Consider the following 22,521-nt stretch of genomic DNA (forward strand, 5'->3'; position numbering starts at 1 on the left):
CCTCCACTATTGTAATAGTACATAATAATTAATGTGCCAGTGCAATACAGCATAGCCGGGACGGGCGCGGAGTCCATAGCCGCCAACGTCCAAGAGGCAATCTCGAGTGGCGCCCTGGCGCCCGGCGACGCGTTGCCCCCGGTGCGCGAGCTGGCCGCGCGACTCGGCGTGAACGCCAACACGGCGGCCGCGGCCTACCGCCTGCTGCGCGATCGCGGGGCCGTCGAAACCTCGGGCCGGCGAGGTACCCGGGTGCGGCACCGTCCCGCGACCACGCCCCGGTCACAGCTCGGCCTGGACATCCCGGCCGGCGTGCGTGACTTGTCTACCGGCAACCCGGATCCTGCGCTGCTACCCATTGCTGCTGTGCCGCTTAATGATTCGCGCGGGCGCCCGGTGTTGTACGGCGAGTCCGCCATGTCGCCGGAACTGGTCGCCGCTGCCCGTGCCGCGCTGAGTGCCGACGGCGTTCCGGCCGACCATCTCGCCGTGACCAGTGGGGCGTTGGACGGCATCGAGCGCGCGCTCACTGCGCATCTGCGCCCCGGCGACCGGATAGGCGTCGAGGATCCGGGCTGGGCGAACCTGTTGGATCTGATTGCCGCGCTGGGACTTTCGGTCGAACCGGTACGAGTGGACGACGACGGGCCCCTGCTCGCCGACGTCGAGCGGGCGCTGAGCCGTGGGGTGCGCTCGCTGGTCGTCACCACCCGCGCGCAGAACCCGACCGGCGCGGCGCTGTCCGCACGGCGCGCCGGGGAGCTGCGCGCGCTATTGACCGGTCGTGACGTTTTCGTGGTCGAGGATGACCATTGCGCGGGCATCTCCGGTGTGCCGCTGCATTCGCTGGCCGGATCGAGCGGGCACTGGGCATTCGTGCGGTCGGCTTCGAAGGCGTATGGCCCCGATCTGCGGGTGGCCGTTCTCGCCGGAGATCAGCGCACCGTCGAGCGCGTGCACGGACGACTGCGGCTGGGGCCGGGATGGGTGAGCCATCTACTGCAGGATCTCGCGGTCCGGTTGTGGTCCGACGCCGCCGCCGAGCGTCTCATTCACCAAGCAGAGCGGCGCTACACCGACAACCGCACCCGACTGTGTGCCGCGTTGGGCGACCGTAGGATTTCCGCGCACGGCCGCTCCGGACTCAATGTATGGATCCCGGTGCCCGACGAGACGGTCGCGATCACCCGGCTGATCAATTCGGGATGGGCCGCCGCACCAGGTTCGCGGTTCCGGATCGCTACACCGCCCGGAATCCGGGTCACCATCGCCGATTTGGCCGACGCCGAGATCGATCCGCTTGCGGAGTGCATCGCCGAGTCGATGCGCACCGCCGGACGTTCCAGTGTTTAGACTTGCCGCCTGCTGCCCAGGGTTTCGTGGAATAGCGCGTTGCGCAGGGCGAGTTCCCGCGGATCACTCATCAAGTGGAATCCCAGCTTGTTCATCACGTAGCCGTATCCGATGCCGGTGTCTGGATCGGCGAAGCCGAACGAGCCGCCCGCCCCCGGCGTTCCGAAGGCGTTTTCGGACGAGCCGAAAACGCACATCGGGATGGGTTTGTTGAAGCCGAGCGAGAATGTGGTGTCGACGTGTAACACCTTGTCGCGCAGTCCTTTTGTCGGTGGCAGCGCCGGCTTGTGCAGGGCGTCTAGGGTGGCGGCCGTCAACCCGAGCTGGGGCGAACCGGTGGCGGCGCTACCGTACAGCTTGGCGATCGAGCGCGCGGTGCCGGTGCCGTTGACGGCCGGCATCTCGACCACGCGCAGCTCGTCGCGATTGAACATACCGAGACCTTGGATGCCTTCGGCGACCGTCAGCGACGGGGCCGCGAGGTCGAACGGATTGAACAACGCCAGCACGAAACGCCGCGGCATTGTATTCAGATGCAATAGAAGTCGCGGGAACGACCAGGCATCCAGGTGTGCCACGCGGGCACGGTCCACCGAATCCGGCAGCCCGATATAGAGATCCAGCCCCAACGGGCCGGCGATCTCGTCGGCGAAGAACCGGCCCAATGTCCGTCCGGCGGGGTCGGTGCGACGGATCAGCTCGCCTTCGTACCAGCCGAGCGTGATGCCGTGGTACCCGTGTCGCGTGCCGGGTGTCCACGCGGGCACCTGCGCGGCGAGCTTGGCCGACATCTTCGGCGGATCGGCCAGTTCCTGCAACGTCAGCGGCGGCTTGACGACGGGCAATCCGGCCTGATGCGCCAGCAGCCGGCGAACCGTGATCGACTCTTTGCCGGCCTGGCCGAACTCCGGCCAGTAATCGGTGACCTTGGCGTCATAGCTGAGGTAGCCCCGCGAGGCCGCCACCGCGACGGCCAGGGAGGCGATGCCTTTGGTGGTCGAGAAGACGTTGACCAGGGTGTCCTCTTGCCATGGGGCCCGGGTGTTGCCGTTGCGATAGCCACCCCACAGGTCGACGACCTTGCGCCCGTCCCGATAGACCGCGACCGCGGCGCCGATCTCCTGGCCGCCGCTGAAGCCGCGGCGGAAGGCATCCGCGACCTTGCCGTACCCTTCGTCGGCCTCGCCGCCGATCAGATCGGCCGGAATCTGTACCTGTTGCGCCATGTCTGCTCCGTCGCAGTCGTCGGTGCGGTGATGGTAGCGCTAGCCGACCAGGCGCGGTAGTTCGAGTCTTATCCGTGTCGCAGGATCGCGACCGAATGCCGTTGCAGCACCGTGCCGCCATCGCCGGGGCTCGGGTCTCCCCACGCCAGGACGACATCGCCCGCGGCCGGTACCGTGACCGGTTCGTCGCCGAGGTTGCACGCGATGCGCAACTGCCCGCGCGACAACGTGATCCAGCGTAGATCCTCGTCGTAATCGACGATAAGATGTTCGAGCCAGGGGTCGGCCATGTCGGGATCGCTGCGCCGCAAGGCGATCAAGTCCCGATAGAACGCGAGCAGCCGTGCATGCTCCCCGGCATCGACCTCGCCCCAGTTCAGCTTGGAGCGCTGGAAGGTCTGCGGATCCTGCGGATCGGGGATATCGTCGGCATCCCAGCCGTGCTCGGCGAACTCGGCCTTTCGCCCCTCCACGGTTGCTCGGGCCAGCTCCGGTTCGGGATGCGAACTGAAGAACTGAAACGGTGTCGACGCTCCCCATTCCTCGCCCATGAAAAGCATTGTGGTGTAAGGCGACCCGAGAACCAGGGCGGCCTTGATCGCCAGCTGTCCGCCGGTGAGGTGCTGGGACGGTCGGTCGCCGAGCGCGCGATTGCCGACCTGGTCGTGCGTGCAGGTATAGGCGAGCAACCGGCTCGCCGGGATCGCTTTGGTGTCCAGCGGCCGGCCGTGCCGGCGCCGGCGGAACGACGAATAGGTGCCGGCGTGAAAGAAGCCACGGCGCAGGGTGTCGGCCAGCGTGGCCAGCGAACCGAAGTCCGCGTAATAGCCCTGGCGTTCGCCGGACACCGCGGTGTGGATGGCATGGTGGATGTCGTCGTCCCATTGCGCGGTGATCCCGTAGCCGTAGTGATCACGCGGGGTGATCAGCCGCGGGTCGTTCATGTCGCTTTCGGCGACCAGCGATAGCGGCCGGCCCACTTGTTGTGACAGCCAGTCGGTTTCGCTCGCCATTTCTTCGAGGATGTGGACGGCCGTGGTGTCCACCAACGCGTGCACCGCGTCCAGCCGCAGCCCGTCGGCGTGAAAGTCGCGCATCCACCGCAGCGCGCAACCGATGATGTAACGGCGTACCTCGTCGGAGTCGGCATCGGCGATGTTGACGCCCTCGCCCCACGGGTTGCTCCCCGACGACAGGTACGGGCCGAACCGCGGCAGGTAATTTCCCGATGGGCCGAAGTGGTTGAACACCGCGTCGATCAACACGCCTAAACCTCGTGCGTGGCAGGCGTCGACGAACCGGACCAAGCCGTCCGGGCCGCCGTACGGTTCGTGCACGCTGTACCACAGCACGCCGTCGTATCCCCAGCCGTGGGTTCCGGCGAAGGAGTTGACCGGCATCAGCTCGACGAAGTCGATCCCGAGATCGACCAGGTAGTCTAGCTTTTCGACCGCCGCATCGAAGGTACCCGCCGCGGTGAAGGTGCCGATGTGCAGCTCGTAGATCACCGCGCCTTCGATCGACCGGCCCGTCCAGTCGCCGTCCGTCCAGGTGTCGCCGGGCTCCCACAATTGTGAGCGGGCGTGCACGCCGTCGGGTTGGCGCGGGGACCGCGGGTCGGGCAGCACCGTGGGGTCGTCGTCGAGCAGGAACCCGTAGCGGCCATCCGACGGTGCGTCGACGGTCGCATGCCACCAGCCGTCTTGCGTGCGCGTCATCGCGTGCACCGCGCCGTCGACGTCGAGTCGTACCTGTTTGGGCTTGGGAGCCCAGACCCGGAAATCAGCCATGGTGGCGCTCCAATAAGACGACGGGCAGGTCTGCGAACAGCTGGGCCGCCGACGTCGGACCGTCGGCGACGGCGCCGGTGAGCGTGTCTTTCCAGGTGCCGTCGGGCAATGCCAAAATGGTATTGCCCCAGCCTGTTTCGGTCAGGCGCACCGTCCAGCGAGTCACCGCGACCACGATGTCCGCACCTCGGCCGAAGGCCAGGACGTGGTCACTGGCGTCGCCGTCGGCGAGCACGGGAACGTAGCCACCGTGCGAGAAGGTCTCCGGATGGGAACGGCGCAGCCGCAACGCTGTGGTGACGACGCGCAGCTTGGGGTGCTGTAACTCGCCGAGAGCGGCTCTACGTGCGGCATAGTCTATCGGCCGGCGGTTGTCGGGGTCGACCAGGCTGTCGTCCCAGAGCTCGGTGCCCTGGTAGACGTCGGGGATGCCGGGCACCGTCAGCGCGAGTAACTTCTGGCCCAGCGCATCGCTGGCGGCGTGCGGATTGAGTTGGGCGACAAGCTCGGTCAGCTGGCCGGCCACCGGCCCGTCCAGCACCGCGTCCAACCATCCGTGCACAGCATCCTCGAACTCGGAGTCCGGCTCGTTCCATGAGGTGTGCAGCGCCGCCTCGCGGATCGCCTTCTCCGCATATCCGTGCAACCGGTCGCGCAGCTGGTCGGTGACTTCGCCGGTGAGCGGCCACACGCCGAAGATGTTCTGCCATAGGAACTGTCCGGTGGCGGCGTCGGGGGACGGTGTCTCGGCTTCCCACCGGCCGACGAACTCCGCCCACAGCGAGGGCACCTGGGACAGCACCCCGATGCGGGCGCGCACGTCCTCGCCGCGTTTGGTGTCGTGAGTGGACAACGTGGTCATCGCCTGCGGCCACAGCCGGGCGCGGGTGGCGGCGCTCTGGTGAAACTCCGCGGCGCCGACGCCGAACCGGTGCGGTTCGCCGCCCACCTCGTTGAGCGAGACCAGCCGGGCGTCGCGATAGAACAAGCAGTCCTCGACGGACTTAGCGGTCACCGCGCCGCACAGTTGTTGCAGGCGGGCGGCGGGTTCGCCGCCGTGGGCCAGCGCCGCGGTGAGCACCTGCAGTGCCGGCCCCAGTTCCGGTTGCGCGGCTTGGGTTTCGGCGAGCGCGGTGGGCAAGACGGCGCTAAGACCCAGGTAGTCGCTGCGGTAGACCTCGATATGGCTGAGCAGCGCGGCCACCGCCTCGGGCAGCTGCGGGTGATCCATCCCGGCGGCGGCCACGACGGCCCGCCGCAGCCTGCCCAGCTCACTGCCGAGCGTCTCGGTGGCCACCGCAACCTTGAGGTCGGCCAATAGCTGTGGGATACCGCGATAGTCCACCCCGGCGGACTCGACAAGCTCGGTCAGTGCGGGGGCCCCGGCCGGGTCGACGAAAACGCCACCGACTTCCCGCAATACGTCGTAGCCGGTGGTGCCCTGGATCGGCAACGTCAGCTCCAGCGCCTCGTCGACGCCCAGGATCTTCTCGATCACGATCCACGCCGTGGGCCCGAGCAATTCGCGCAGCCACGCCAAATACCCGCTGGGATCGGTCAATCCGTCGGGGTGATCGATGCGTACCCCGTCGACAAGTTCCTCGCGGAACCAGCGGGCGATCTCCGCGTGATTGGCGTCGAACACCGCGCGATCCTCCTGGCGCAGCCCGGCCAGCGAGGTGATCGAGAAGAAACGCCGATAGCCGACGATGCCGTTACGCCAGCCCACCAAACGGTAGTGCTGGCGTGCGTGTACCTCGGGGCCGGTGCCTGCGCCGGTGCCGGGGGCGATCGGCAGCGCCAGATCGCCCAACCGCAGCAGGTCGCCGTCAACGGTCAGAGCTGCGGCGTCGTCGTCGGAACCCAGCACCGGCAGCACGATGCGGCCCTGCGGGTCGAGATCCCAGTCGATATCGAAAAACGTTGCGTAGTCCGATGATCGGCCGTGCCGCAACACATCCCACCACCAAGGATTCTGCTGGGGCTGGTCGACGCCCACGTGGTTGGGCACGATGTCGACGATCAGCCCCATGCCGCGCGCCCGCGCCGCGGCCGACAGTCGTGCCAATCCTTCGGCGCCGCCCAGCTCCGGCGACACCGTCGTCGGATCCGTGACGTCGTATCCGTGACCCGAGCCGCTGACCGCGGTCAGGATCGGGGACAGGTACAGGTGCGACACCCCGAGCTCGTCGAGGTAGTCCAGCACGTTTTCGGCGTCGGCGAAGGTAAAGGCGCTACCACTGTCGGCTCCGCGCAACTGTAACCGGTAGGTAGAACGAACCGGAAAAGCCATGTGTTAGGCGGTCTTTCGCAGGATCAGCACCGAGCGCCCAGGCACCGCGATCTTTTCTTCGGCCGCAACAACCAGATCGGCCTTGCCGGCGGGATGATTGGTATCCAGCTCCACGGTCCATTCCTGGGCATAGTCGTCGTGCGGCGTGACGAATTCCACGTCGCGGCTGTGGGCGTTGAAACACAACAGGAATGAATCGTCCACTACGCGTTCCCCCCGGGCATTGGGTGCGGTAATCGCCTCACCGTTGAGGAATACCCCGACACACTTGTCCAAACCCTGGTTCCAGTCGTCGTGCGTCATCTCCCGGCCACTTGCGGTCAGCCAGGCGATATCGCGGACTTCGTCCCCGCTGCGAATCGGCTCGCCGTCGAAGAACCGGCGCCGACGAAATACCGGGTGCTTCCTGCGCAGCTTGGTCACCTTGCGGGTGAAGGTCAGCAGGTCGGCATTCTTGTCCACCAAAGACCAGTCCATCCAAGCCAATTCGGAATCCTGGCAGTACGCGTTGTTGTTGCCAAGCTGGGTACGTCCCACCTCGTCGCCGTGCGCGATCATCGGCGTGCCCTGGCTGACCATCAGGGTGGTCCAGAAGTTGCGCATTTGCCGGTAGCGCAGCTCGGTGATCTCGGGGTCGTCGGTGGGACCCTCGACCCCGCAGTTCCAGGACCGGTTGTGGCTTTCCCCGTCGCGGTTGTCCTCGCCGTTGGCCTCGTTGTGTTTCTCGTTGTAGGAGACCAGGTCGTTGAGAGTGAACCCGTCGTGCGCGGTGACGAAGTTGATGCTGGCGCTGGGGCGCCGGCTGCTCGCCTCATACAGGTCCGACGACCCGGTCAGCCGGGAAGCGAACTCGCCCAGAGTCGCGGGCTCGCCCCGCCAGTAGTCACGCACAGTATCGCGATACTTCCCGTTCCACTCGGTCCACAAACCCGGGAAGTTGCCGACTTGATAACCGCCTTCGCCCACATCCCAGGGCTCGGCGATCAATTTGACCTGGCTGACGATCGGATCCTGTTGCACCAGATCGAAGAACGCGCTCAAGCGGTCCACGTCGTGTAGCTCGCGGGCCAGCGTGGCGGCCAGGTCGAAGCGGAACCCGTCGACGTGCATCTCTGTCACCCAGTAGCGCAGCGAGTCCATGATCAGCTGCAGGACGTGCGGGTGGCGGGCGTTGAGGCTGTTGCCGGTGCCGGTGTAGTCCTTGTACAACCGCAGGTCCTCGTCGAGCAGCCGGTAGTAGGCGCCGTTGTCGATGCCGCGGAAGTTGATCGTCGGTCCCAGGTGGTTGCCTTCGGCCGTGTGGTTGTAGACCACGTCGAGGATGACCTCGATGCCGGCTTCGTGCAGGCTGCGCACCATCATCTTGAATTCGGCGACCGCGCCGCCCGCCTGCCGGTTCGATGCGTACTGGTAGTGCGGGGCGAAGAACCCGAAGGTGTTGTAGCCCCAGTAGTTTCGCAACCCGAGGTCGAGCAGCCGCTCGTCGTGCATGAACTGGTGTACCGGCATGAGTTCCAGCGCGGTGACGTTGAGCGACTTGAGGTGATCGATGATCACGGGATGGGCCAGCGCGGCGTAGGTGCCGCGCAGTCCCTCGGGTATGCCGGGATGGGTTTTGGTCAGGCCCTTGACGTGGGCCTCGTAGATCACCGTCTCGTGATACGGGGTCAGCGGCGCGCGATCGAAGGCCCAGTCGAAGAACGGATTGATCACCACGCTGGTCATCGTGTGGCCCAGCGAGTCGATCATCGGGGGAGTGCCGGTGGCCGCGGTGTCGCCGTTGGGGTCGACGGCCTTGAGGTCATAGGAGAACAGCGCCTGTCCCCAGGTGAAATCCCCGTCGAACGACTTCCCGTACGGGTCAAGCAGCAGCTTGCTCGGATCGCACCGATGGCCGGCCGCCGGATCGAAGGGTCCGTGCACCCGGAATCCGTAGCGCTGACCCGGGGTGATGTTCGGCAGATAGGCGTGCCAGACGTATCCGTCCACCTCGTCGAGCGGGATGCGCGATTCGTGGCCGCGCTCGTCGATCAGGCACAAGTCGACCCGCTCGGCGATCTCGGAAAACAGCGAAAAGTTAGTGCCCGCCCCGTCATAGGTGGCCCCGAGGGGATAGGCGCCCCCTGGCCAAACGGTGGGCAGCGTGGGTATGGCCTCGTCCGGTGTCGCAGCACCCGATGCTGCGGCCGCTCGGGAAGCCGGGTTGGTTGACGGCACCACTTGACCTTATCCGCGGCGGACGGTCCTGTCCGGGCTACCACCAGCCTGTGGCGGCCGCGATCTGCAGGCCGAGCGCATGGGCCAGGGTTCGCATGTAGGTGGGGGTCAGGTGATGTGCGCCGTGGTAGATCAGCACGTTTCCCTCGACTGGGCGGCAGACATCGGCGCGGCAGATGGCATCTGACATGTCGAGCACCTTCAGTAGCGGGAATTGCTCGACGAAATCCAGGGTCTGGTTGCGGTCGGACAGCACATCGGAGCGTTTGATCGCGCAGGAGGTCGCGTTGCCGCCCTTTTTAGCCAAGCAGTCCGCGGGATCGAACGGCTGGCCGTTCTTGACCAGCCACGGGGTGTCGCGCATGCCGAGGATCGGAATGTTGTTGTCGGACAACGTCTGCCAGATCCCGATGTAGGTCGCGGGCATCACGTCACCGCTCTTGATGTTCCACGGCCGGGTGGTGGTGGTGAAGACGTAGTCGGGGCGATCGGAGACCAGCTTGTCCATCGTCGCCTGCACCCACTCCCGACACTGTGGGTAGGGCGCATTGTTCCCCATGATCAGCGGGACCTGCTCGGTGGACAACGGGCAGCCCATTTTGAGATATGTCACAACTTTGAAGTGATGGGCGTGTCCGAGCACATCCAGTGCCGGCAGCCAGTGCTCGGCGTGCGACCCGCCGGCCAGTGCGATGGTCCGGGTCGCGGCGAGGTCGCCGTAGACGCAGTTGACCACCGCCGGGTTGACGAAGTCGCTGATGCAGCCGTCCCGGGTGGAGGCCGGCAAGTCGTTCCTGACCTCGAGGACGCTGGGCCGCATCGGCAGCGTCGGGACCCGGACGTGTTCGGTCAGGGCGCGGGCGCCGGGATAGTCCTGCGGGTTGAGTACGGACAGTTCCTTGCCCGCCGCCCGCAAGACCGTGACGTGCTGGCGCCAGGTGAACGACGTCGCGGTCAGCGTGACGCCCAGCAGCACCACCGAGGCGCCCAGCGCCATCGTCGGCCTGCGCAACCGCGACCACAACGGCAGTGCCGGCGCCGCGACCGAACCCTGGGGCGCCCGGTAGCGCAGCGGGTCCTCGACGAGCTGGGTGGTCAGGTACGCCAGCACGCCGGAGATCAGCAGCACCGCCGCGCCTTCGACGAAGTCGGCGTGTTTGTGGCCGGTGTAGGACAGCCAGAAGATAAGCAGCGGCCAGTGCCATAGGTACAGCGAGTAGGCGATGGCGCCCAGCTCCACCAGGGGCCGGGTGGCCAGCAGCCGATTCGGCAGCGGCATCCGCCCGCTGGTGTGCGCGTCACCCGCCAGGTTGGCCCCGGCCAGGATCATCAGCATCGCCGCGCCGACCGGTACCAGGGCCCACGGGCCCGGAAACTCGTCGACGCCGTCGATCAGGGCGCCGCACGACACGACCGCCGCCAGCGCGATGGAGGCGGCCGCGGTCCGTAGCCACATCGGCCACCGGATGTCGGCCACAACCGCGCCGACGAGCGCGCCCAGCAGCAGCTCCCAGGCGCGGGCGAAGCTGTCGTAATAGGCGTTCGACTGGTCGTCGGCGTGGGCGAAGATCGCATAAACGAACGAGGCGATCGTCAGGGCGCTCAGCAGCACCACGAACAGCGCGCGCAAGCGGGTCTTGAGCAGGCGGCGGAACAGGACGGCGCAGCCCGCGACCAATAGCAGGAAGGCGACGTAGAACTGCCCCTGCACCGACATGGACCAGATGTGCTGCAACGGACTGACGGCTTCGCCCGCCCGCAGGTAGTCCGACGCGCTGTTCGCCAGCTCCCAGTTCTGGTAGTAGCCGAGGCTGGCCAGGCTCTGGTCGGCGAAGGTCTCCCAGCGGGTTTGCGGCTGCACCACGATGGTGAGCACCGCACACGCGGCCAGCACCACGACCAGGGCGGGCACCAGACGCCGGATCAGCCGGGTGATTTCGGCGACGGGCGACAGCGAGACGGCCGGGTTGAGCGCGGCGCGCAGGATTTTGCCGCCGAAGAAGAACCCCGACAGCGCCAGGAACACGTCCACACCGCCGGAGACCCGGCCAAACCAGATATGGAACACCGCGACCAGTGCGATCGCGATGCCGCGTAGGCCATCGAGATCGTAGCGATAGAACCCCCCAGACCCCGTCGGGCGCGCCTCTGAGCTGCCCGCATTCGCCGTGGCGGCAGGGGTCTGAGGCGGTGAGGTCTGCATGATCACCAGTAATTTACCCAAAACGCCACCTGCTCCTCAGCGCTCGCCGGGCGGCGAGGCTGCTCAGCGGAGCAGGTGGCGTTTGTGGACGGTCGCGGAAATTACCGCGCAGGAGCCGGCTGCAGAAGTGTCTGCAGGTTCGGCAGTTGCGGCAGCGCCGGCTGCGCGGGTGCCGGCTGAGCTGGCAGCTGCTGCAGCGGGGCTTGCTGCAGCGGTGCCTGCTGGGCGGGTAGCTGCTGCAGCGGGGCTTGCTGGAGGGGTGCCTGCTGGGTGGGTAGCTGCTGCAGCGGGGCTTGCTGGAGGGGTGCTTGCTGGGTCGGCGGCTGCTGCAGCGGGGCCTGACCCGGCACTTGCTGGCCCGGGACCTGCTGCGCTGGAGCCGGCTGCGCGGGCAGTTGCTGCAGCGGGACACCGATGACGCGGACCAGGTACGGCGTCATGCCGGTCGAACGCACCGGCGAGACCTGCACGACGTCGCCGACCTCGAGCATCTGGTTGTTGCCGAGGTACATCGCGACGCTTTGCGTGCCTTCAGGGCCGTAGAAGATCATGTCGCCCTTCTGGGCCTGCTGCGGCAGGACCTTCTGGCCGGCCCGGTAGATCGCGCCCGACGACCGCGGCAACCTGATGCCGGCACCGGCGTAGGCGTACTGCATCAGACCGGAGGCGTCGAAGCCGACGGTGTTGATGCCGGTACCGGTGCCGCGGGAGGGGCCGTTGATACCGCCGCCGGCCCACGAGAACGGCACGCCGCGCTGCGACAGACCGCGCATCACGACGACGTCGGTGGCCTGCTGGTAGTCCATCGACCGGGCGCCCGGGTCGGCGGCCGCGATCTCCGGGGCGGCGGCCATCGGGGCCGCCAAGATGGCGAGACCGATGGCAAACGAATAGATGCGCTTCATTGGAGTTCCAGCCTTCTGTCGGGTTACGGCCTCGGCTCTGTGGGCGCCGCGACCGCCGTTCGTTGACTCGCGACGACCCCAGTCGGTGTCGGCCGCCGCCTCCTTGCGGGGACGTGAATCAGTCGGTTGGCCCGTTGAGTCACACCAGTCACTACAGAAACTTTTACAACAGAAATCGCGCCCGGAAAATAGCTGGTGAGGTCGACGAAAGATTTGCCGCTGGACCGTGACCGGATGGTGACTGCCGATCCCAAATCTTTATCGGCAGTTGTGATTTCGGTCTCACACCGGCGCCCAGTCGCAACAAGCCGCAACGTCTGACCGCGCGGACGGAGCAGTTGAGAATCAGTGCCAATAGCGGGCGCTGAACACCGTGAGCGCGTCCCCGATCACGGAGCTCATCAAGATGATCGCGAGCGACAACACCGGCCAGAAGGACATGTACCAGCCCTTGAGCAGGGAGACGAACGGGCCGATCCCCGCCGCGGCGATCGCGGCCCCGATCCCGCCCCACACCACCGGGTAGATATACACGTCGATCTGGAAAGGAACCAGGCCACACGAATCGTCCGAGCACACCTCGCCGAGGAAGCCGTAGAGCCGCGTCGGCCACGTCGTCGCCGTGGCCAGCACGACAAGCAGCGCCACCAGGGTGAGCGTAGCGATCAGATCCCAGGGGGCTACCCGGAGCCGAATGACACGCGGCTTGACGTCAGAGTCGTTGTCGCCGTATGTCATTGGCCGGAAAGTGTCCGACTCGCCGGCCTCGTGAGCCTGCTGTTGGGACTCGGGACGACCGCCGCGATGCGGGTCTTCGAACGGGTACGGCAACGCCATGCCGATAGATGCTCCCCGATGGTCGGCTTTTGTGCGAGCCGGCTGCTTTACGCTCGATCTCTATGCCTGCGGCGAGATCCGGGTTGACGCCCGAGCAAATCAGCGCGATCGACGCCGCTCACCTCTGGCACCCCTACAGCACCATCGGCAGTGAATCCGTTCCTCCCGTGGTGGCCGTCGGCGCCCGCGGCGCCTGGTTGACGCTGGTCAGAGACGGTAAGCCGGTCGACGTGCTGGACGCGATGAGTTCCTGGTGGACCGCTATCCACGGCCACGGCCACCCGGTGCTGGACGCGGCGCTGACGGCCCAGCTGAGCTCGATGAACCACGTGATGTTCGGCGGGCTGACCCACGAACCGGCGGCGAGGCTGGCCCAGTTGCTGGTGGAGATCACCCCGGCCGGTCTGGAGACGGTGTTCTTCAGCGACTCCGGCTCGGTCTCGGTCGAGGTCGCAGTCAAAATGGCGCTGCAGTACTGGCGCAGCCGGGGCCGATTTCGCAAGCATCGGCTGATGACCTGGCGGGGTGGCTACCACGGCGACACCTTCACGCCGATGAGCGTTTGCGACCCCGACGGCGGCATGCACTCGCTGTGGACCGACATCCTGGCCGCCCAGGTGTTCGCCCCGCAGGTGCCCCGCGACTACGACGCTGCCTACAGCGTGGCGTTCGAGGAGCAGTTGACCCGGCACGCGACCGAGTTGGCGGCGGTGGTTGTCGAACCCGTGGTCCAGGGCGCCGGTGGGATGCGCTTCCACGACCCCCGCTACCTGCGCGACCTGCGCGAGATCTGCAGCCGCCACGACGTGCTGCTCATCTTCGACGAGATCGCGACAGGGTTCGGCCGCACCGGCGAGCTGTTCGCCGCCGACCACGCCGGTGTCAGCCCGGACATCATGTGCGTCGGCAAGGCGCTGACCGGCGGATACCTCAGCCTGGCCGCCACGTTGTGCACCAATCACATCGCGCACACGATCAGCTCCGGTGAGGCCGGCGCGTTGATGCACGGCCCGACGTTCATGGCCAACCCGTTGGCCTGTGCGGTCTCGGTGGCCAGCGTCGAGGTGCTGCTGGGCCAGGATTGGCGGTCGCGCGTCGCCGACATCGCGGCGGGCCTCGCGGCGGGACTCGAGCCGGCCCGGGACCTGCCCGGCGTGGCCGACGTGCGGGTGTGCGGTGCCATCGGCGTCATCGAATGCGCCGGGCCGGTCGACCTGGCCGTGGCCACCCCGGCGGCGCTGGATCACGGCATCTGGCTACGCCCGTTCCGCAATCTGATCTACGCGATGCCGCCGTACATCTGCGGGCCCGACGAGATCGACCGGATCACCTCGGCGATGGTCGAGGTCAGCCGGCTCACCGGCTCTCGTAGTCTTTAGGGCTATGAAGGCCACCCAGCAGGCACCGATCGAGGTTTCCCCGCTGGCCTGGCTGGCGGCGACCGAGCGGCAGCGTCGCGAGGCCGGGCTGCGCCGGTCGCTGCGGCCGCGCCCGGCGGTTACCACCGAGCTCGACCTGGCGTCCAACGACTACCTCGGCCTGTCGCAGCACCCCGACGCGATCGAAGGCGGCGTCGCGGCGCTGCGGATCTGGGGTGCCGGCGCCACCGGATCCCGCCTGGTCACCGGCGATACCGAGCTGCACCAGCAGTTCGAGACCGAGCTTGCCGACTACGTCGGCGCCGCCGCCGGCCTGCTGTTCTCCTCGGGCTACACCGCCAACCTCGGCACGGTCGTCGGCCTGTCCGGCCCGGGCTCGCTGCTGGTTTCCGAGGCCCGATCGCACGCGTCGCTGGTGGACGCCTGCCGGCTGTCGCGCGCGCGGGTGGTGGTGACGCCGCACCGTGACGTGGATGCCGTCGAGGCGGCCCTGGGCGCCCGCGACGAGGAGCGCGCCGTCGTCATCACCGAATCGGTCTTCAGCGCCGACGGCGTGCTGGCCCCGCTGCGCGAGCTGCACGAGGTCTGCCGCCGCCACGGCGCGCTGCTGATCGTCGACGAGGCACACGGCCTCGGGGTGCGCGGCGGCGGGCGCGGGCTGCTGCACGAGCTGGGACTTGCGGGTGCGCCCGACGTGGTGATGACCACGACGCTGTCCAAGGCGCTCGGCAGCCAGGGCGGCATGGTGCTGGGACCCGCCGAGGTGCGCGCTCACCTGATCGATGCGGCCCGCCCGTTCATCTTCGACACCGGCCTGGCTCCGGCCGCCGTCGGTGCCGCGATGGCCGCACTGCACGTGTTGCGTACCGAGCTTTGGCGGCCCGAGGCGGTGTTGCGCCATGCTCGCGAGTTGGCCGATGCCTGCGGCGTGTCCGAGACTCCGGAATCGGCGGTGGTATCGGTGGTTCTGGGTGACCCGCAGGTGGCGGTGGCCGCCGCGACCGCCTGCCTCGACGCCGGGGTGCGGGTGGGCTGCTTCCGGCCGCCCACCGTGCCTGCCGGGACGTCGCGCCTTCGGCTGACCGCGCGGGCGTCGCTCGACGCCGCCGAACTCGAGGTCGCCCGGCGGGTCTTGACCGATGTCCTTGCCGTGGCGCGCCGTTGACCGTCCTGGCCGTTACGGGTACCGGCACGGGGGTTGGCAAGACGGTCGCCGTCGCGGCGCTGGCCTGTCACGCGCGTCTGGCCGGGATGGACGTCGCGGTGTGTAAACCCGCGCAGACCGGCACCGAATCCGGCGACGACGACCTCGCCGAGGTGACTCGGCTGTCCGGGGTGACCGAAACCGCGGGCCTGGCCAGGTATCCGCAGCCGCTGGCGCCCGTGGCCGCCGCCGAGCAGGCCGGGATGCCGCTGCCGACCCGGGATCAGATGCTGCGGCTCATCCGCGACCTGGACCGCCCCGGCCGGCTCACCCTGGTCGAGGGTGCGGGCGGGCTGCTGGTCGAACTCGCCGCCGCCGGCGTCACCCTGCGCGATCTCGCCGTCGAGTTAGGTGCCGCGGTGCTGGTCACCGTCACCGCCGAGCTGGGCACGCTGAACCACACCGCGCTAACCCTGGAATCGATTGCTGGACAAGGGCTTTCCTGCGCCGGTGTGGTGATCGGCAGCTGGCCGTCGCGCCCTACAGAGGTAGAGACGTCGAACCGTTCGGCCCTGGAGCGGCTGGCGCCGGTGCGGGCCGCGCTGCCCGCGGGGGCCGGCGCGCTGAGCGTCGACGCCTTCGCCACGATGAGCGCCGCGGCATTCGACCGTGACTGGGTGAGTGCGCTGGTGCGCTGATGGTCCATTCGATCGAGCTGGTCTTCGACCGCGACACCGAAGCCGCGGTTCGGCGAATCTGGGACGAGCTGGCCAGTGCCGGGATTCCCAGCCAGGCCCCGGCCAGCCGGCCGCACGTCACACTTGCTGTCGCGGAGAGCATTTCGGCCGACGTCGACGAGCTGTTGCGTCCGGTGAGCGCGCGGCTTGCGCTGAGCGCGCTGATCGGCGCGCCGGTGCTGTTCGGCCGCACTAGCGTGGTGTTCGCCCGGTTGCTGGTGCCCAGCGGCGAGCTGCTGGCGCTGCACGCCGAGGTGCACCGGCTCTGCCGGCCGTATCTGGCGCCCGCACCGATGCCCAACAGCCTGCCCGGCCAGTGGACCGCACACGTCACGCTGGCGCGCCGGGTCGGCGGCGCCCAGCTGGGGCGGGCGCTGCGGATCGCGGGCCGGCCGTCGCAGATCGAGGGCAGCTTCGCGGGCGTGCGGCGCTGGGACGGCAACAAGCGGGTCGAACACCTGCTCTAGCCGCCGAAGAGCAGGTACAGGCCGGTGAACGTATAGCCGACCATGACCAGCATCATGGTGAGCTGCCCGGTGAGCTGATGGCCGGCCGGCAACAGCCGCAACGCCCGGTCATGCGCCGCGATCACCGCGACGATGTGCCCGGTCACCACGCAGGCCACCTTGATTCCGGCCAGCAACGGCGGATGCTGGCTCAGCACGTAGGCCACCTGTAAACGGGCCAGCCCCAACAGGTTCCAACCATGCCCGAGCGGATCGGCCAGCGCGATCACGGCCTGCTGCCCGCGCTCCACCAGATAGGAGAGGTAGTGCGCGAAGATGTAGCCCACCACGATCGGGATCAGCGAGTGTGCCAGCTGACCGGGCAGGGCGCGCCGCTGCTCGCGGTCCACCCCGCCGGTTGCTCGAGCTGCCAGCGAAAAGGTCAGCGCGACAACCGAAACGAAGAACACCAGCCCGGCGGTCCGCAGCGCCGACGACATCAGCGTCGGGGGAACGTCGTGCGCCAGACGCGAAAGCCGATCGGCGAAGTTGCGCCAGGTCGGCGACGACGAGTAGCTGTCGAACGCCGTCGACCCGAGCAGCACCGCGAGCATCGCGACCACACCGGGCCGCACCGGCAGCGACGGCAGATGGTCGAACGGATTGCCGATGACGATCTGCCCGTTGGCTTTTGAGCGCCAAAACGGAGACAGCCGCGACACCGCCATGCTGTACGCGCCGAACGGGTCGACCCTGGCCAGCCAGCGTTGCCCGCACAGCCACGACCCGACCAGCAACGCAGACGCGTAGACCAGCAGCCAACACCGCACCCAGGCCGGCGATGCCGAGTTCGGGCTCGCCAACTCCAGCCACACGAAGGCGAACAGTCCGACCGCGGCCGGACGGTAGCCCCAGCTCTCGGGGTAGGACAGTCGCGGCCGGCTCAGCCGCTCGGGCACGGCACGTCGCAGCAGCAGGTACACCGTGCGCACCGGGGAGATCACTCGCCACACCGGCCCGAACGCCAGCGACAGCGCGACCAGCCCGACCCACAGCAGCACGTAGAACGCCCCGAGCAAGCCGTTGGCCTGCGTCTGCGGACCAAAGACCCCGGCCAGCACCACCCACACCGCGAAGGCCAGGGCCACACCGGCAACCGTCCAGCGCGTCGCGCGGGCGTCGACCAGCGTCGTCACCCATACGGGCAGCGGATGGCCCGGCGCCTCCGGGTCGAATCGCGGCCGCCGCCAAGCGAAGGCGACCAGCGCGAACGTGAACGTCAGCGCCCAGGCGGCGCCGACCATCGCGTACGCATAGGGGACCGGAAGATCGCTCGATCCGCCCAGACCGTGCGCCAGCAGCTGCGTCACGGCTCGACTTGAATCGTCGCTATCGTCCGGTCCAGATGGTGGAGTTCCACTTCGACGTTGCCGGGGACGTCGACGCTGAAGCGAAAGCTCTGGTTGGGCTCGGCGGCGACCTGAAACTTGTGATCAGGCACCGAGTGCACATGCAGTTCATCGGTCGCGTCGCTGGTGACGTGCAGCACGATCGGCTGCTTGACCTTCGCCTGCAACATCGCGTTCGTCGGGGTGACCTGCTTTTGGAAGATCTTCACGTCGATGTCCAGGGCGCCCGGCGGAGGCTGGCCCTTAGGACCGCCGCAGGCGATCAGGCAGCACATCAGCACCGTCACCCACGCCGCATTGAGCTTGCCGCGCAACGTCATCGGCTCATGCTGCCCGCGGTAGTGGTTGTTTTTCCTCGACCGGCTCCGGTTCGGACAGCGCATCGTTGAGGCGGCCCGCACCCCACGCCAGACCGGTGATGACCAGCAGCGTCAGGACCAGCACGACGAGTGAACCGGCGTTGTACAGCCAGCCGGGAGCGTTCTGGTCGCGTTCCCGCTGCAGGATGGTGATCTCGTGCACGAACGGCCGGTCGATCGAGGACAGCGCGGGAACCTCGGCCGCGGGAATGGCCTCGTCGGCCGGCTCGTAGATCGGCACGCCCGTCATCGTGTAGCCGTCCTGAATCCGCAGCAGCGTCTTCCACGATCCCCAGACCGGAACGGGCTGCGTGGACCGGTAGTGGCCCGGGCCGACTTTCTCGAGCCGGTCGATCACCAAGCCGCGCTGGTTTTCCATGCGGCCCTGCCAGGACAGAATTGTTAGCCAATCCGGTTGCGAGCCAACGACATCGGGCGGTGTTAGTTGCACATCGGCGGACACCATGCGCTGGCCCGGAGCGCTGGGCAGCTGGGTCAGCGTGACGGCGGCTTTGCCGTGCTCGGGCACCACGATGTGCAGGCCGTTGGCCACCGCGCCACCGATCACCAGGACGGTGGCCACGACCGTCGAGATGCCGATCCAGCGGTGCGGCAGCCGCTGCCCGGTCAGCACCATGCCGAACAGCGCCCCGCACATTCCGGAGAGCACCCCCACCGGAACCGCCATGGCCAGGGCCTCGCCCCACATGCTGACCGGCCACGGGTAGTGGTACACCGCTGCGATCCACAGCGATTCCAGCCCCAGTCCCACCGTCGCCACGCCCAGACCAGCCGCGGCGCCAAAGGCGATGGGGCGCTTGAACAACGGGGTCAGCGCCACCAGTTCGACCACCAGCGCCGGGCCCAGGTAGAGGGGGAACCAGTTGATCGGTGCCCCCAGGATGGGGCCCACCAGCACCGCGACTGCACCGCGCAGCGCGATAGCGAACAACGCCGCGATGACCGCGGCGCCGCGACCCATCGTGATGCGGGCCGCGGCGGCCGCCAGTGCCGAGGCAAAGGCGATCATCATCGGCTGCAGGACCAGGCGGAATTGCTCGACACCGAAGTCGTACTCGATTTGGTAGACCGACAGACCGATGAACATTCCGCCGAACGACAGGTAGCGCAAGAAGGTGATGAACACGCCGTGGGCGACCTCGTCACCCTGCGCGGCCTCGCCTTCGCGCTCCAGCATCAGCACCGCGAACAGCGAGAAGCAAGCACCGCCAATCATCATCAAATGCGTTGGGCCCCAGAGGGTGACGTCTTGTCCGAAGATGCGGTGCCAAATGTCGTCGAGTGGGAAGCCGATCATCGCGTAGAGCCCGCAGCCGGCCATTAGCACGCCACCGACCGGTGCGTGCCAGGTGCGGGTGATGCGCACCGCCGCCGGACCGGGCTTGTCGTAGGGGATGACGATCGCGATCATGCCGGCCAGGAACACCCCGAACAGGCCGATGATGATGAAGTAGTGCGCCGGGTTGGCCAACGGCCCGGGATCGCGGCCGTTACCGATGTGCCAGCTGACGTCCCAGATGAAGCCGAACAGGGCGCAGATGATCGACGTCGTGAAGACCAGGACCGGTAGCGCCACCCAATTGGGGCGATGGAATTTCTCGCCGAGTTTGTCGGCGAGGCGGGTCAGCCAGGTAATGCGATGAGTGCGGTGCGCGTAGCCCACCCACAGCATGATCAACGTGATGACGATCGCGGCCACCGACAGACCGATCACCTGGTTGAGTCCGGCTCCGCGAGCCGACGGCTCGGCGAGCAGCGGCAGCCCAGTTGGCACCATTGTCATGTCCTCCCTACAAGCGCCGGGACGTCCCGGGAGATCCAATCCGACTAGTTGTTACTGGCAGGTAAGTTCACGCAATCCAAGGGGTAATGCCCCGATTCGGGGCGTGTCAATCACGCTTTTCGCCCAGCGTGTCGCCCCGCTGGTGGGCTTCGTCGGCTTGTCCGGAGCGACGGTCCTTCAGCGCGGCGTAGAGGATCACGGCGACGACGATGACGGCCGGCAAGAAGGCCGGCAGCGCCAACAGCAGCATGTGGTGCCCCAGATACTCGACGTGCTGAGCAGCCATGGTTCCCGTATACCCCTGAAGTCGACATATCCACGGCCCCGGCTCGCCCACGTCGCGGGCCTGCACGCGCGGGCCGTTACCCTACGTTGAACACCGTTTCGTTCAGGCTGCCACGACGTCGTGGCGGATGTGACCGCTGACGCGGACGCGACAAAGATGCAGGGGAGTACTTGGTGACTCAAGCGGCAACTCGACCCACCACCGAAGCTGGCCATGACGCAGACATCCTGGCGGTAGCCCGCCGGCAGGTGCTCGAGGGCGGCGAGGGATTGAGCCGGGACCAGGTCCTTGCGGTGTTGCAACTGTCCGACGACCGGCTCGAGGAGCTGCTGGCGCTGGCCCACGAGGTGCGGATGCGCTGGTGCGGCCCCGAGGTCGAGGTCGAGGGCATCATCAGCCTCAAGACCGGCGGTTGTCCCGAGGATTGCCACTTCTGCTCGCAGTCCGGGCTGTTCGCCTCGCCGGTGCGCAGCGCCTGGCTGGACATCCCGAGCCTGGTCGAAGCTGCCAAGCAAACCGCGAAGTCGGGTGCCACCGAATTCTGCATCGTGGCCGCGGTCCGCGGTCCGGACAAGCGGCTGATGTCCCAGGTCGCGGCGGGTATCGAGGCGATTCGCAACGAGGTCGAGATCAACGTCGCCTGCTCGCTGGGCATGCTGACCGCCGAGCAGGTCGACGAGCTCGCCGCGATGGGCGTGCACCGCTACAACCACAACCTGGAGACCGCCAAGTCGTTCTTCACCAATGTCGTCACCACCCACACCTGGGAAGAGCGCTGGCAGACGCTGACGATGGTGCGCGACGCGGGCATGGAGGTGTGCTGCGGCGGCATCCTCGGCATGGGAGAAACCTTGGAGCAGCGCGCGGAATTCGCCGCCGACCTCGCCGAGCTCGGCCCCGACGAGGTGCCCCTGAACTTCCTCAACCCGCGGCCCGGCACGCCGTTCGGCGACCTCGAAGTGATGCCGGTCAGCGAAGCCCTGAAGTCGGTGGCCGCGTTCCGGCTGGCGTTGCCGCGCACGATGCTGCGCTTCGCCGGTGGCCGGGAGATCACGCTGGGGGACCTCGGCGCCAAGCAGGGCATCCTCGGTGGGATCAACGCCGTGATCGTCGGGAACTACCTGACCACCCTGGGCCGGCCCGCCGAATCCGATCTGGAGCTGCTCGAGGATCTGCAGATGCCCATCAAGGCGCTCAATGCCAGCTTGTAAGCCACTCCGTAGCGGCCAGGTTTGAGTCCCGTGGTTCCAGATCTGGGCGCTCCGGTCAGCGCTGGCGTCTATAACGTCTACACCGGGGAATTGGGGGGTACGACGGTGCCCACCGCGGCCCAGCTGGGCCTTGAGCCCCCGCGCTTCTGCGCCGAATGTGGGCGCCGGATGATCGTTCAGGTCCGCCCCGACGGCTGGCGCGCGCGCTGCTCGCGGCACGGCGACGTGGACTCGGCGGATCTGGAGACTCGGCGGTGACCGAACCCTGGGTGCCCGTTGCTCCCGAACCCGCCGTATCGACGACAGCGCCGCCCGCCGGGCCGTCGCGGTTGCGCGCGATAATCGTTGCGGTCCTTGGGTTTTCGGCGACCGGCGTGTTGGTGGGCGGCCTGTGGGCGTGGATGGCCCCGCCGATTCACCTGGTGGTGGCGATCACCCGCTCCGGCGAGCGGGTGCACGACTACCTGGGCGCCGAGTCTGAGCACTTCTTCGATGTGCCGTGCCTGATGCTGGGTCTGCTGACGGTGTTGGCGGTGGTGGCCGCGGTGCTGGCGTGGCAGTGGCGCCGGCTGCGGGGCCCGGGCATGGTGGTCGGGCTGGCGCTCGGCATGGTTGGCGCGGCCAGCGGGGCATCGGCGGTGGGGGCGGTGCTGGCCCTGCTGCGCTACGGCGCACTCGACGTCGACAAGGTGCCGGTGGTGGGCAGCCCCGCCGTGTCCTACGTCATCCAGGCGCCGCCGGTGTTCTTCGGGCCCGGCCCGCTGCAGATTGCCACGACGCTGCTGTGGCCCGCGGCCATCGCCGCACTGGTCTATGCCCTGTTGGCGGCCGGAAGCGCCCACGACGACCTGGGCAGTTCCGGGCTCACCGATCAGCCGTCACACCCGCGGCCGATGGAGCCGGAAGCCTCCGTCTCCTAGCC

General features: G+C 67.8%; 19 protein-coding genes. 8 read left to right on the forward strand and 11 right to left on the reverse strand.

The features are described 5' to 3' along the window. Positions 1-33: 33 nt before the first annotated feature. Complete coding sequence (locus tag MJO58_RS11855; RefSeq protein ID WP_239722930.1) at positions 34-1,353, forward strand: aminotransferase class I/II-fold pyridoxal phosphate-dependent enzyme; 1,320 nt, start codon at positions 34-36, stop codon at positions 1,351-1,353. Here MJO58_RS11855 and MJO58_RS11860 read toward each other — a convergent pair. From MJO58_RS11860 to MJO58_RS11890, 7 genes are all read right to left on the reverse strand, one after another. Further along, positions 1,350-2,579 (reverse strand): serine hydrolase domain-containing protein, encoded by a 1,230-nt coding sequence (locus MJO58_RS11860; RefSeq protein ID WP_239722931.1) that lies wholly within the window; start codon positions 2,577-2,579, stop codon positions 1,350-1,352. The two genes, MJO58_RS11855 and MJO58_RS11860, sit on opposite strands and share 4 nt — an antisense overlap. A 68-nt stretch (positions 2,580-2,647) precedes the next feature. Next, positions 2,648-4,369, reverse strand: coding sequence for a malto-oligosyltrehalose trehalohydrolase (treZ, locus tag MJO58_RS11865; protein ID WP_239722932.1), 1,722 nt, complete (start codon positions 4,367-4,369; stop codon positions 2,648-2,650). Next, entirely contained in the window at positions 4,362-6,662 is a 2,301-nt protein-coding gene (gene treY / locus MJO58_RS11870) for a malto-oligosyltrehalose synthase (protein WP_239722933.1), read from the reverse strand. The genes treZ and treY overlap by 8 nt, the downstream gene beginning before the upstream one ends. Before the next feature lie 3 nt (positions 6,663-6,665). Further along, the gene (gene glgX, locus MJO58_RS11875) at positions 6,666-8,813 is read right to left on the reverse strand and encodes a glycogen debranching protein GlgX (protein ID WP_239723243.1); all 2,148 of its coding nucleotides are present in this window, start codon (positions 8,811-8,813) and stop codon (positions 6,666-6,668) included. A 103-nt stretch (positions 8,814-8,916) separates the two neighbouring features. Beyond that, entirely contained in the window at positions 8,917-11,085 is a 2,169-nt protein-coding gene (gene sucT / locus MJO58_RS11880) for an acetyltransferase SucT (RefSeq protein ID WP_434086366.1), read from the reverse strand. A gap of 98 nt (positions 11,086-11,183) precedes the next feature. Continuing rightward, positions 11,184-11,987 carry an NlpC/P60 family peptidoglycan-binding protein RipD gene (ripD, locus tag MJO58_RS11885; RefSeq protein WP_090601657.1) on the reverse strand — a complete coding sequence of 268 codons (804 nt, stop codon included), beginning with the start codon at positions 11,985-11,987 and terminating at the stop codon, positions 11,184-11,186. Between the two features lie 345 nt (positions 11,988-12,332). Continuing rightward, a complete protein-coding gene (locus MJO58_RS11890; RefSeq protein WP_175364630.1) occupies positions 12,333-12,725 on the reverse strand; it encodes a hypothetical protein in 393 nt (130 codons plus the stop codon). 161 nt (positions 12,726-12,886) lie between these two features. Between MJO58_RS11890 and MJO58_RS11895 the strand changes: the two genes are divergently transcribed. Genes MJO58_RS11895 through MJO58_RS11910 form a run of 4 tightly spaced genes read left to right on the forward strand, consistent with a single transcriptional unit; the run spans position 12,887 to position 16,551 of the window. After that, the gene (locus tag MJO58_RS11895) at positions 12,887-14,203 is read left to right on the forward strand and encodes an adenosylmethionine--8-amino-7-oxononanoate transaminase (RefSeq protein WP_090601658.1); all 1,317 of its coding nucleotides are present in this window, start codon (positions 12,887-12,889) and stop codon (positions 14,201-14,203) included. A 4-nt stretch (positions 14,204-14,207) separates the two neighbouring features. Next, positions 14,208-15,368 (forward strand): 8-amino-7-oxononanoate synthase, encoded by a 1,161-nt coding sequence (locus tag MJO58_RS11900; RefSeq protein WP_239722934.1) that lies wholly within the window; start codon positions 14,208-14,210, stop codon positions 15,366-15,368. Further along, the gene (gene bioD / locus MJO58_RS11905; RefSeq protein WP_239722935.1) at positions 15,365-16,045 is read left to right on the forward strand and encodes a dethiobiotin synthase; all 681 of its coding nucleotides are present in this window, start codon (positions 15,365-15,367) and stop codon (positions 16,043-16,045) included. The genes MJO58_RS11900 and bioD overlap by 4 nt, the downstream gene beginning before the upstream one ends. Further along, complete coding sequence (locus MJO58_RS11910) at positions 16,045-16,551, forward strand: 2'-5' RNA ligase family protein (RefSeq protein ID WP_239722936.1); 507 nt, start codon at positions 16,045-16,047, stop codon at positions 16,549-16,551. Before bioD ends, MJO58_RS11910 begins: the two co-directional genes overlap by 1 nt. Here MJO58_RS11910 and MJO58_RS11915 read toward each other — a convergent pair. From MJO58_RS11915 to MJO58_RS11930, 4 genes are all read right to left on the reverse strand, one after another. Next, entirely contained in the window at positions 16,548-17,900 is a 1,353-nt protein-coding gene (locus tag MJO58_RS11915; protein WP_239722937.1) for a hypothetical protein, read from the reverse strand. The two genes, MJO58_RS11910 and MJO58_RS11915, sit on opposite strands and share 4 nt — an antisense overlap. Continuing rightward, the gene (locus MJO58_RS11920) at positions 17,897-18,259 is read right to left on the reverse strand and encodes a cupredoxin domain-containing protein (protein WP_239722938.1); all 363 of its coding nucleotides are present in this window, start codon (positions 18,257-18,259) and stop codon (positions 17,897-17,899) included. Before MJO58_RS11920 ends, MJO58_RS11915 begins: the two co-directional genes overlap by 4 nt. Positions 18,260-18,263: 4 nt before the next feature. Beyond that, positions 18,264-20,096 (reverse strand): hypothetical protein, encoded by a 1,833-nt coding sequence (locus MJO58_RS11925; RefSeq protein WP_239722939.1) that lies wholly within the window; start codon positions 20,094-20,096, stop codon positions 18,264-18,266. 112 nt (positions 20,097-20,208) lie between these two features. Next, positions 20,209-20,388, reverse strand: a complete 180-nt coding sequence (locus MJO58_RS11930) for a hypothetical protein (protein WP_239722940.1) — start codon at positions 20,386-20,388, stop codon at positions 20,209-20,211. A 173-nt stretch (positions 20,389-20,561) separates the two neighbouring features. Between MJO58_RS11930 and bioB the strand changes: the two genes are divergently transcribed. Genes bioB through MJO58_RS11945 form a run of 3 tightly spaced genes read left to right on the forward strand, consistent with a single transcriptional unit; the run spans position 20,562 to position 22,519 of the window. Next, positions 20,562-21,599 carry a biotin synthase BioB gene (gene bioB, locus MJO58_RS11935; protein WP_090601665.1) on the forward strand — a complete coding sequence of 346 codons (1,038 nt, stop codon included), beginning with the start codon at positions 20,562-20,564 and terminating at the stop codon, positions 21,597-21,599. Between the two features lie 30 nt (positions 21,600-21,629). Then, entirely contained in the window at positions 21,630-21,857 is a 228-nt protein-coding gene (gene bsaP, locus MJO58_RS11940) for a biotin synthase auxiliary protein BsaP (protein WP_090601666.1), read from the forward strand. Beyond that, the gene (locus tag MJO58_RS11945) at positions 21,854-22,519 is read left to right on the forward strand and encodes a DUF2567 domain-containing protein (protein WP_434086343.1); all 666 of its coding nucleotides are present in this window, start codon (positions 21,854-21,856) and stop codon (positions 22,517-22,519) included. Before bsaP ends, MJO58_RS11945 begins: the two co-directional genes overlap by 4 nt. Positions 22,520-22,521 lie beyond the last annotated feature (2 nt).

This window comes from Mycobacterium lentiflavum, assembly GCF_022374895.2.
Classification (GTDB): domain Bacteria; phylum Actinomycetota; class Actinomycetes; order Mycobacteriales; family Mycobacteriaceae; genus Mycobacterium; species Mycobacterium lentiflavum.

Bases quoted from the DNA above. Each gene is read 5' to 3' on its own strand.
- MJO58_RS11860 (WP_239722931.1), bottom strand. From the start codon at position 2,579: ATGGCGCAACAGGTACAGATTCCGGCCGATCTGATCGGCGGCGAGGCC.
- treZ (WP_239722932.1), bottom strand. From the start codon at position 4,369: ATGGCTGATTTCCGGGTCTGGGCTCCCAAGCCCAAACAGGTACGACTC.
- treY (WP_239722933.1), bottom strand. From the start codon at position 6,662: ATGGCTTTTCCGGTTCGTTCTACCTACCGGTTACAGTTGCGCGGAGCC.
- ripD (WP_090601657.1), bottom strand. From the start codon at position 11,987: ATGAAGCGCATCTATTCGTTTGCCATCGGTCTCGCCATCTTGGCGGCC.
- MJO58_RS11890 (WP_175364630.1), bottom strand. From the start codon at position 12,725: ATGACATACGGCGACAACGACTCTGACGTCAAGCCGCGTGTCATTCGG.
- MJO58_RS11895 (WP_090601658.1), top strand. From the start codon at position 12,887: ATGCCTGCGGCGAGATCCGGGTTGACGCCCGAGCAAATCAGCGCGATC.
- MJO58_RS11900 (WP_239722934.1), top strand. From the start codon at position 14,208: ATGAAGGCCACCCAGCAGGCACCGATCGAGGTTTCCCCGCTGGCCTGG.
- MJO58_RS11910 (WP_239722936.1), top strand. From the start codon at position 16,045: ATGGTCCATTCGATCGAGCTGGTCTTCGACCGCGACACCGAAGCCGCG.
- MJO58_RS11920 (WP_239722938.1), bottom strand. From the start codon at position 18,259: ATGACGTTGCGCGGCAAGCTCAATGCGGCGTGGGTGACGGTGCTGATG.
- MJO58_RS11925 (WP_239722939.1), bottom strand. From the start codon at position 20,096: ATGGTGCCAACTGGGCTGCCGCTGCTCGCCGAGCCGTCGGCTCGCGGA.
- MJO58_RS11930 (WP_239722940.1), bottom strand. From the start codon at position 20,388: ATGGCTGCTCAGCACGTCGAGTATCTGGGGCACCACATGCTGCTGTTG.